Raw genomic sequence first — 10,976 nt, 5'->3', positions numbered from 1 at the left:
GGGTTGGGTTGGGTCTGGCCTTGGGGCTGGGCGGCATGGCAAAGCCAACCATTTTGTTCATTGCAGCTCCGGTAATCTTGCTGGAATTGGGGTTACGCTGGCTCAAGCCCGAGTCCCGCACAACTATCTGGTCGCTGGTTAAGGCTGTCGGCGTTGCTGTTCTGGTAATGTTTCCCTGGTGGGTCTTTAACGCTAAACCAGCGATCGCTAAGGCGTTTTTATCGGGTGGCTATAGCCGACATGCCCTTGGCGAAGAGGGTTCACTCTCTACGATCCTCAAGTGGTTGTATGTTTTCATGCAGTCCATGCTGGGGCCTGCATTAACCCTACTGGCTCTGGCCGTTACGGCTACGTTCGTCATTCAGTTGCTCAGTAAACGGCTGAAGATTAATGCGGCCAAGCTGCAAGCGGTAGTGCTGTGTTTGGCTGGATCGGTGCCGCTCTTGTTTGTGGCGGCGGTTGGCACCAACCACAATCCTCGGTTGACCGCCATCGCTTTAGTTCCCCTGGCAATTGGGCTGGGAATTATGGCATCCCTCTCCCGCTGGTTGGCCTCTCGCTGGTTGGCCGCAATTGTTATTGCCGTATTTTGCTTCCAGTTAGTGATTATGGTCTCTCCTTCTTCTGGTTCTCCCCGCTACCAGGAAGGCGATCGCGCGGCTGAAATGCTGTTGTGGGGCAATCCAACGACGGTGATGCAGCGACGAGAGCAGTGGGATTGGTCAAAGCTAAAGGATTTGGCGGAGCAACATGCCATTTCCGACCCCTCTATCGCCTATATGGGCAATGGAGGCAACCTAACCCCAGAACATATTCGGCATCCGTGGGTAACGGCTGGGAAAGAGGCTCAAGTATCGACCCTGTGGCTGTACGTGCATGGCGACATTGACTGGAACAAGGTCAAACAAGACATCCAGGCCAGCAACATTGTTCTAACTGGTTTTAACTTGCCAACAGGTATAGCTGATAAGCAGGATTTAGATAACCAACACAATACTGAGTTGGTTGAGTTGATGAAAGCCTCTCCGGAGTTTTCTGGCCCCTATAACCTTGACCTGGGACGGTTCAATCACTCTACTGTTGTAGTGTTCCTACGTAAAAACCCTTAGGCTAAGACGAGCGCATCAGCGTTCTGGTTTTGCCCCTGTTGTCGGCGCGATCGCGGCTTGACTGGCTCTGAGTCTAATTATTTGTCATCTATTATTTTCTGAACAGGTTCTACACATACATGAATTCTTCTATCATCTCGAATTCGCATGAAGCATTGACCCTGCTCTCTGAAGAGCGGCCCGACCTCTCCATTGTCGTACCAATTTACAATGAAGCGGAAAGCCTGCCTCATTTGCTCAGCGCTATCACCACCAACCTTGATGCGACTAAACTCACCTACGAAATTATTTGTGTTGATGATGGTTCAACGGATGGTTCGGCTGATATCCTGCGCCAGCAAGCGCAAAGCCACCCGTATCTAAGAGCGGTGCTTCTGCGCCGTAACTATGGACAAACTCCAGCCATGTCAGCCGGGTTTAACTATGCCTGTGGTCGGGTTATCATCACGCTGGACGGTGATTTGCAGAACGACCCAACCGATATTCCTCGCTTGCTCGCCAAACTAGACGAAGGCTACGACCTGGTCAGCGGCTGGCGCAAGCAGCGGCAAGATGCAGCGCTAACTCGGCTGCTGCCTTCCAAGATTGCTAATCTGCTCATCGGTAAAGTGACCGGAGTGCAACTGCACGACTACGGCTGTTCGCTCAAGGCTTACCGTTCTGAGCTAGTGACCGATATGAAGCTATATGGTGAACTGCACCGCTTTTTACCAGCGCTGGCCTTCATTGAAGGGGCACGAATCAGCGAGATTCCGGTGCGGCACCACGCCCGGAAGTTTGGTAAGAGTAAGTATGGGTTGGGTCGCACGTTCCGGGTTCTAATGGATTTACTAACGATCTTCTTTATGAAGAAGTTTTTAACCCGTCCGATGCACGTGTTTGGCCTGTTCGGGGGCGGTGCCATGATTGCGGGAACCTTGACAGGACTTTATCTCACTGTATTGAAGCTAGGCTTTGGCCAGAGCATTGGCGATCGCCCCTTATTAATTTTGGCCGTTGTGCTGTTTTTGACTGGCGTTCAGCTATTCAGCTTTGGTCTGTTGGCGGAGCTGTTAATGCGGACGTATCACGAATCGCAAAACCGTCCAATTTACCGAGTTCGAGAGGTTATTGGCGGCAAACAGCACAGTCAGGTTTAAACGGCTCGTTACAAGTTTGTCCCTGAGCAACAGAAGGGCACCTTTACAGGTGCCCTTTTGCGTTTGCTGGTTTTAATCTGGCATAGGTTGCCGCCTGCTAACCCAACACGTCCTGGTCAAGTTCCGATTCACCAGAAGATGAATGCCCTCTCTTCCACAGCTAAACGGCTTGATGTCGCCATTGGGCATTGAAGTCCAGTTCAACGAACTGTCGCTGTTCGCTCAGAGTTTTATTCTGGGTGGTTGAGCGGCGAACCGAGACACGTTGTCCTTTAACCTGTCATTTGTAGAGTGAGGGCGATCGTCACCCTACAGCCGCTAGCCCAATAGTGCAGATTGAGGCCAAAGCATCCGGTTACTGAATGTCTTCTGCAAGAAGCGCTTTAAGGGTGTCCTGTTGCCGTTGCTTTGCGGGTTATCAAATACCAATTTTCTGAGTAGCCAGTAGAAAGGCGGTGAATTGCGTCTTTACCAGCCGTTCTTTTTGTACCCATTAGTCATGCTGCTGGAGCGATCGCCCACCATAAAAAATGCGATCGCCCTTGGGCGATCGCATAGTTAGAAGACTCGTATCAACGAACAGCTGTAGATTAGTTAGTGACCAGCTCGGAAGCCTTCACTAAGGGCTTGCCCTCAAAATGCTCTGGGACAGGCGCTCCCATCAAATCTAAGATCGTAGGAGCCAAATCTAGAGAATGCCCCACTGGCAGGTCGGAACCAGCTTCAATCCCAGGCCCTGCCGCCACCAAAAAGCCATCCGAACGGTGACTGCCCGTGCGGTGATGAGGCACTGGCCCAATCCGCCCAATATCCGAACTTTCAACGACATCCGTTGCCGTCTGTTCTTGCCAAATCACCACGATGTCAGCATCGGGCATCTTTTCAGGCTCGCAGCTATTCAACTGTTGACGGGGGCGAATGATCTCCTTCACCATTGGGATGCCAGTACGGGCATCCTTGAGACGCATCAGCTTCTCGCAAATGTCATCACATACCGTGTCATAGTCAGACGGCTCAACAATGCCTTCTGGCTCCCGCCCTTTAAGGTTAATCCGAATGTATCCTTCCGAATAGCTGGGCAGAGCAAACGCCTTCATCTGCTTCCAGAACGGCTTGTACCAAACCGCTGGTTGAAAATAGAACGAGTTAGACTCGCTGACCAGGTCAAACGGCGAAATTAAGTCCGTTTTCTTGCGAGCGCCAATGAACGGAGCCAGCAAATTAAATAGCTTCAGCTTCAGTCTGGGTCTCAAGAAAGCCGCGATCGGGTTTGTTTCATGCTTCATGCTCCACATGGCACCCAGCCAGCACCGCTTCGCTCGACCGCTGGAAATGGGGCCGCCCAACGGTGCGCCAACTTTTCCACGCGCCAAGCCATACTGGCCGGGGAAATTGTAGCGGTACATAAACTCGGGCAAGAACAGCATACTGGGAAGATCCATGACGTTGGAACCCATGCCGTGCGCTGCAAACACCACGATTTGAGCATCGTCTGGGGCGCTTGCCACAATCTCACCGATCGCTCTGTCGGTGGCCTCAAAGACCTCCAACATGGCATCACTTGCAGCCTGCGCCCGAATCGGCTCATATAGAGGATGATCGGGCTGGCTCAAATGCCACATATAGTGTCCGGCAGAGTGAGTTTCCCCAAAAATAGTGAGGAACAGGTTCCACCGATCGCGTTGCAGCAAATCTCGACAAATGGCCGCACGACGAGCAATCCCCGTTTCCAAATCTGTTTGAAGCTGCTTTAATGCCGGAACGTTCAAAATGTTGGCATTATCATCTCGCAACACAGGATGGGCACCGTGCTGTTTGACAACCTCTTCAAACAGCGATGCCGGATTAGAATGGCTCGGAGTTTGCGGCGAGTGGGCACCCCACGCTAGTACCTGAACCCCGTTCACCTGATCGGACAACGGCGCTTGGGGCATGTCAAACACGGCAACCCGGTAGTCATCTCCCAATGCATAAAACGGCTGATGCTCGCCAAATTGATAGGCTTGCACGTCTTCAACGCTGTAATCTTTGGCATTGAATCGGAGGGGCGACCAATACCCGGTTTGCTGAGGCGAACAACCTGTTAAAAATGTAGTCCAGGGAGTTTCCGCTCTGTACCACTCAAAGGTTCTTAAGCGAGCGTATGCCCCCCGCTCTCGCAACTGTCGCAGGTTTTTCAAATAACCCTGCGCCATCCAGGTTTCAATCAGTTGAGGGTCGGCTGCATCTAGCCCGATCGCAATAACGGGTTTCTTCATAAAACTCCTCTTCGTAATTCATCGGGAAATAAAACATTCAGGTCAGCACAAGCTGATGGTTGCAAGTAAAAAACCTGGCTAGATGCCCTGGAAAGACACAGAGACACCGTTTTCTACTTGCTCTCTACGTTCACCTCGGTTGCAGCCGTCGTCTTTTCTGGAACGCTGCCGTTCCAAAGCACGGTTTGTGCATCTGGTTCAAACGAACCAATTGTGGTGTAGTGCGACGGTCTGCGACCGCGTAGCCAGAGCGTGATTAAACCAGTTGTAATTAACAGAGAGCCAATCGTTGCACCAAAGATGACAAAGATTGGCTTTGGTCCAGCGGGTTCGCTGGGCAAGCTAGGCTCGGTCAACAACTGCGTTTGAGGATAGGAACCAAAGGAATCGGATGCGCCCAAATCTAGACGAGTCAACGCCGATGAGAATAGAGCTTCCGAAATGGTGACATCACGATTCAGCGCTTCTAGCGTAGACAGGGACTGGGTTTGACGAGCCAGTCTGCCTTCTAGCAACGAAATTTGCCGATCCAATTCTGCGGCACGAGCGGTCAATCCTTGCTGATCAACCTGTGCTGTAATCACCTGGGAGAACAGCCCTTCACGGGATGATGAACCGCTCTGGTTCACAGAAGCGAGGCTCAATTGCGCCAGGGATGTCTCATCCACCGCACGACCCAATACCGTCCGACCTCGATTTAACATCGCGTCGCGGGCAGCTTCCTGACGGGTTCGTTCCCGGACAATAATGGGATGGTTTGCACCCAACTGCTGACTCAAGGCATTCAGAGAAGCTGACGCTTGACTGTAATCAGACAGGTTCTGCTGAAAGAGCTGATCAGCGCCAAGCTTAAATGCATCGGCTGCCTGGTTTGAAGAAATGTTGAGGCTGCCCGAAATTTGCCGCAGTTGAGCGTTCGCTTGCTGCTGGTCGGCAAACAACACCGCTCGTTGGCTTCGCAGTTGCTCGATGTTGGTTGCCAGTTGATCGACCTGGTTGCCAGAGGTGAGGCCAGAACTCGCCTTAAATTGGGAAAGGCGGGCTTGAGCCGTCTCTAACTTCCTTTGAGCATCTTGCAGGGTTCTTTGAACACCGCTGTCCCGTCTCGTTCTCTCTTCAATTCGGAGTTGGTTGAGGCGCTCCTGAAAGGCATCGTATAGGGCGATCGCCTTTTGCTGAGCCTGCTCAGGAGTTTCCCCTTCGACCTGAAGTTCCATTAAGGTCGTATTGTCGATAGTCTCAACCCGAGGCCTGCCGAATTCACCAGACGAAATGCCCAGTTCTGCCGCTGCCGCATCAATAACAGGCTTGCTGGTTGCGATGTACTTGTACCCCTCCCGTGGGTCACTGTTGGGTCGATCGTAGGGAGTCCGTTCCTGCGACGTTGTGTTACCAATTTGGGGCAAATCAATTCTAGTTTCTGAACCGGCATTCGGTAAGGTGACAGACAGGCCACTAACGTAGGCTGGTTCCGCCGTCTTCAAATAGATGAGCGCAATACTCCAAAGCGCTACGTTGGCGATAACACCCGTAATTAGAAACCATAGCCAGCGCCCTCGGGGTGGAGCCGCTTCGGAATAGGTGGTGGTGGGGTGGAAAGTTTGAGTCATGGTCGCAATTAACCGCTAATCGTTGTTAAAGAAGATGTCTCGGATAGCACGGAAAGGGTTCAAGACATTTCCAATAAAGTCAAGAATCCCTGACGTATTTTGTACCCTTGAGTCGTAGCAAACAACACTGTCTCCCGGCATCAAGAAAGGATTGACAGTTTGATCGTCAGCATCCCTCAGCAGGTCTTCTGCTTGCCGATCGATTACTTCTGTTTTTCCGCTGACGCGTTCGGTTCGGACTAGAGTAACCCGACGATTTGCGTTGGTTGAACGGCCACCACCTGCACACCTTGCCGAAACCACGGCTTGAGAAAAGCGAGAACCATACTCAAATCGAGCGAACTCTCCAGCGCTGAACGGTGATGGAGCCGTCTGGTTAGAAACAAATACAGCAATGGCCGATGGTGTCACCTGAGATGGGCGAACGAGTCGAGTCTGTAGGGTTTCCAAATCTGGGACAATAACCTGGTCTCCTGCAATCAAAGCAATATCCTCGACTTGCTCGCCAGTCAGTACACCAGACAGATCCACCACCTGTTCCTGTTCCCCTCGAATGAGGCGAATATTTTCAATGTCTGCGGTGGGAGCTAAACCACCCGCTTTACGAATGGCAGCAGTTAAGTAACGCCCTTCTGGATATTCTCCGGATACAGTTACCGGTATTTGCCGCTGCGGTTGGTCATTGGCGGTTTCTCCACCTTCCACGTTCAAGCGGTTGCTGGTAGGAAGGCGATCGCTAATCAGAACCCGTCCAGGCTCGAATGTGGCTCCTGAAATAGTGACTTGAACCGGACCCCAATCTACCACCTGCACGCTAGCTTGCAAGAACTGGGGTTGAAAGAAGCCGCCCTGCACTAATGCAGAGTTCAACTCCTGTTCTACTTGGGCAATCTCTTTGCCAGAGACTAGCATGGGCTGAAGCAGCGGTACTTGCAGCGTGCCGTCCAGGTTCACTTCATACAGGCCACTAAACCGATATTCTTGAGGCAACTGCTGAGCACCCAGAATAGTTGACTCGCCCGGAATCGTGACCCGGATGCGATCGCCTGGAGAGAGCGGCAGAGCGAAACCTGGTAGAGATGCGACCGCTGTTGTTAAAACCGCAACGGATACCGATAAAGACGTCCGTAATAACATGGAGATACCTGACCTTTGTCCAGAATCACTATTTCAACTGAGTAAACATGACTGCAACCCCACACTCTGCGTTTCAGTCAAAACTGATAACGTCTTCAATTCAAAACTTGGCTGAAAGTTCACTAGCCTGATTGCGGCTCAGTTCTGGTTCAACCGATGATTCGACTGATGATGGAGAATGAAGCGGATACTTATACAAATTAAGCTTCTGTTTGACGACCAGCCAGAAAAATTGAATATCATCCAGCAGATAGCGTTTCCACAACCGTTTTGGTTCAGATAGCAATCTATATAGCCATTCGAAACCAACATCACTCATCCATTGCGGAGAGCGCTTTTTGTTTCCTGCCTCGAAATCAATAGTTGCTCCGATCGCCAGAAAGATCTTGACGTTCTTCAATCTGCTCTTGTACTTGTAAATCCACTTTTCCTGCTTTGGGGCACCGACTCCAATCGCCAGTACTGTTGCACCCGACTGATTAATTCGGTCGATAATCCTCTGGCATTCTTTCTCGTCTTTTTCAAAACCAAAGGAAGGAGATAAGGAGTCTACTATAATTCGCCGTCCAACTTTAGAATTTATCTTCCGTTGTGCTTCGCAGGCAACACCTTCCGCAGCTCCTAGCAGAAATATCCTGATGTCCTCGTTATTCCGGTGGTAATTGTAAAAAGCTGGAAAGAGATCTGAACCTGAAATCTTTTCCTTGAGCGGTATACCCAGAAACTTGGAGGCATAAAGCAAGATTTTACTGTCACAAACTCGGTAATCTGCCACCTTGTAAGCTTCAATGAAGTCTTTGTCTTCCTGCATCTTGATCAGGTGGTCAACATTGGGTGTAAAGACCACACCCACCTTCAACTGCTTGAGTAACTCTTTCCGTGATATGTTGCTAATAGATACATTTAGGATGTTAATCTCTTCCATGTGGCAGACACCCTACCTTTCTAAGTAATAAAGAATAAGAACAGAACAGCGGCTAACAAATTCATCCGCATATGTACGAACTAGCAACTTAGGTTCACACTGATCAAAAGACATTTTGGCTGCTAATGATTGGGTGCAATATAGCAAAGTAGGTTCAACTCAATTCGGCATTAAGTGGTGCTTAATCTTGGCTAGATGCACTAAGGAGCCTGGCTTCACGTTGGTCTTCCTCCACTAATCATTGATCTAATTTCGAGTTGAGATTTGGTGCAAAAGGACAATTTGTAAACTGTCTATCTTTGTGTAAGCTTTTGCTCCAGAATAACTGAAAGAGATCAATAAAACAGCGTTTCGCACCTATCTTTGTCTTCTCATCAAAATTGACTTACCTTGCCTTTAAAATTGCTTAGGCTAAATTCTAAAGACATTCAACCTACTTTCACAAACAGGTGCGATACGAAACCAGGATCAGCCCAAAAGGATCTCCGTGCAATCTACCAATTCGATGCTGTCAAGTCTAGTCACTGTATATTCCGGGGGGTAAACGTACAACAAAGCCAATGAAAATATCGCATAAACCCATAAATTACGTAAGTGATCTTCCATAGCTTTACTGAAAAATCATACTCAGCTTTATATATAGAGCGGCATGTCTGGCTGACGATCGCCCTAAAACCCCTGCCAGATACCGGGCGGGTGCTGAGCATTCGCAAAATCCGGCAAAACAGGCACGATTCAGCCTCTGGCTGAATCTAGCTGGTTCACTTCACCTGTGCCAAACAACGGTTCAGTTGTCTTGCCAGGTTGAACAGCCAGCATGAAGGTTAACTAGCTCATCTATAGATTGCCTGTAGATTTGCTGCGAATAGATACATCCCCTATCTATCACCAAGAGCATACGCGAAGCTTGGACTCCAAAGGCTGTGCCCTAAGAGAGGTTCTCCACTGGATTTAGCACCTCTTTACAGAATTAATACAGGACAGCAAAGGAAACGAGTTGCTACGAGTAATTACGTGCAATAGAGGTACTGGATGATACGTGTTCGCCTTTTTAGGGTTGATAACCGGGTGGCCTGACAGATCTGCGGCTTGTGGATGGCGCGGATTGTGGATGGCGCGGAGTCAAACTTCACGCCCTTGAAGGTACCCCAAGCCTGCATACAGAAGAATGGGCATTTCAGAGGTTTTGCCATCCATCAGGATTACTGGCTCAGCCATTGCGTCTGATAGCAACCTGAACACAATCCGTTTGTCTGGTTTACAGCCATTTTCATTTGCATTCGCCTTAAACCCTACACCCCACACCCATCCTGGCGAGACTGTGGCTTACTCGATTGAGAACTGCTGTAAGAGCAACTTGGCGGAATCTAAAGATTAGAGTTTAGAGATGAGTCGAGACACTCTTTGGTAGCTCTCTAAATTCTCTAGTCCCGGCAATTTAGAGAGCCAATGCAGCCCATTTGCTATGGGTCAATATCCTCTAAGGAAGCCGTTCGAGCAACGCTTGACACGAATTCTGCTGCAAAGTTTCAAGAATTAGAGGATGGAGAGGACGATTCGAGTGCCAATCAGCCCCTGTTAAACATCCTCTTAGCTTCTGATAACAGGAATACCTAAAAGGTCATTAGCAGATGATAGTGGTTCACTGGTGGATTGCGATGTCGCGCGACTTGCATACACTTTATTTAACAGTTCCAAATACGCAAAAGGGACGACCAACGGCCACAAAACAGAAGCAACAATGATTATTGCAACGGATATGAATGACCACTGAGGGGATAGGTTGGCATCTCGCAAAAAAAACTTGAGCCATTTGCTGAAGAGACGCACACCCAGAATTAAGTAGGCTGAAATGATTAGAGTGAGAAGTATTTTCACAGTGATTTAGCTTAGAGATAAATACAGCGTAACGACTTAATCTTGTTTCTTGTAGAGGGGGCACAACCATCAGCGTGGCTTCTAAGAAATGTCATTCTTGCTCCGGGTTTTCCCTGGTTGCTTTGATAAATTCTCTCAAAAATAGTGGCTTTAGGGACACCTGACGGGTTTGAGAGTTACTATTATTAACTTAAGAATGGAGTAATGTTACGCTGTTTTTTCTCCAGCATGTTGATTTTACGAACACAATCGATTGACGTTTTTTTGCACTGGAAGCCTACAGACTTTGTATCGTTCTGAACCTTACTGATTTGAGGTCATAGTTTTCGTACCAAAAGATACTTTCACCTTAAAGGTATTACGTAAATGGGTGATTTAGTTTACAACTGCACATTACAAAATCAGCATTCATACAGTTATGCTTAATCATTTTGCTGGTGCTTTGCCGACGCGCCTAGAGAATAGTTGAACCAGTTTTATCGCTCTACCAATTCGCCACTGTAAGCGAGTTGGATTGATTACTCATTTCCAAGCTGTCTCTATCTCTGCTCTTTTAAGATTGCCTCAATTGTTCATCTAGCGTTATTCATTTGCTTAGATTGTCCAAAAAGGAACTGTCGCTTTGGACAGTTCACAACTTGAGTGCCAGAGCAACAAAGTAGCTAAAAGGCTACAAATAGCCTATTCCAGGTTCAGAGTACAACGGCTCACAGGGACACGCTCCCTCCAAAAAGGCGTTTAACAGTTCGTTTGAACACAGGAGTGGGATAAACCTAAGCAGGTAACTCAGTTTTAGCAATCGATCGCCCAAACTTCTATGCCCCCAACGGGTACCTTTCACCTTCAGAACCTCAGCAGAATTATAAAAGATGTTTAAAGAGGGCTGAGTATCACTCGCTTCCCCTTTCGGGTTGGCCGCA

The 10,976-nt window shown here is 49.0% G+C and carries 6 protein-coding genes; 2 read left to right on the top strand and 4 right to left on the bottom strand.

Features of this window, described 5'->3' with window-relative positions; translation table 11 throughout:
- Both IQ268_RS27950 and IQ268_RS27945 read left to right on the top strand, forming a co-directional pair.
- Positions 1–1,109: hypothetical protein (locus IQ268_RS27950; RefSeq protein ID WP_193886013.1), on the top strand; the 1,109-nt coding region annotated here is incomplete at its 5' end.
- Positions 1,110–1,228: 119 nt separating this feature from the next.
- Positions 1,229–2,248: a glycosyltransferase family 2 protein gene (locus IQ268_RS27945; RefSeq protein ID WP_193886012.1), complete on the top strand. Its 1,020-nt coding sequence runs from the start codon at positions 1,229–1,231 to the stop codon at positions 2,246–2,248.
- A 590-nt stretch (positions 2,249–2,838) separates the two neighbouring features.
- Here the strand turns inward: IQ268_RS27945 and IQ268_RS27940 are convergent.
- The 4 genes from IQ268_RS27940 to IQ268_RS27925 all read right to left on the bottom strand — a co-directional run bounded on the left by IQ268_RS27940 (position 2,839) and on the right by IQ268_RS27925 (position 8,178).
- Complete coding sequence (locus IQ268_RS27940) at positions 2,839–4,506, bottom strand: alkaline phosphatase family protein (RefSeq protein WP_193886010.1); 1,668 nt, start codon at positions 4,504–4,506, stop codon at positions 2,839–2,841.
- A 113-nt stretch (positions 4,507–4,619) separates the two neighbouring features.
- Positions 4,620–6,116, bottom strand: a complete 1,497-nt coding sequence (locus IQ268_RS27935; RefSeq protein ID WP_193886007.1) for a hypothetical protein — start codon at positions 6,114–6,116, stop codon at positions 4,620–4,622.
- A gap of 15 nt (positions 6,117–6,131) precedes the next feature.
- Entirely contained in the window at positions 6,132–7,253 is a 1,122-nt protein-coding gene (locus tag IQ268_RS27930) for a polysaccharide biosynthesis/export family protein (RefSeq protein ID WP_193886005.1), read from the bottom strand.
- 100 nt (positions 7,254–7,353) lie between these two features.
- The gene (locus IQ268_RS27925) at positions 7,354–8,178 is read right to left on the bottom strand and encodes a WecB/TagA/CpsF family glycosyltransferase (protein WP_193886003.1); all 825 of its coding nucleotides are present in this window, start codon (positions 8,176–8,178) and stop codon (positions 7,354–7,356) included.
- Between the last annotated feature and the right edge of the window lie 2,798 nt (positions 8,179–10,976).

The organism is Oculatella sp. LEGE 06141, from assembly GCF_015207605.1.
In the GTDB taxonomy this organism is placed as follows: domain Bacteria; phylum Cyanobacteriota; class Cyanobacteriia; order Elainellales; family Elainellaceae; genus Oculatella.
The sequence above is the reverse complement of the archived record's forward strand: the minus strand, read 5'-3'. Positions and strand labels throughout refer to the sequence as shown.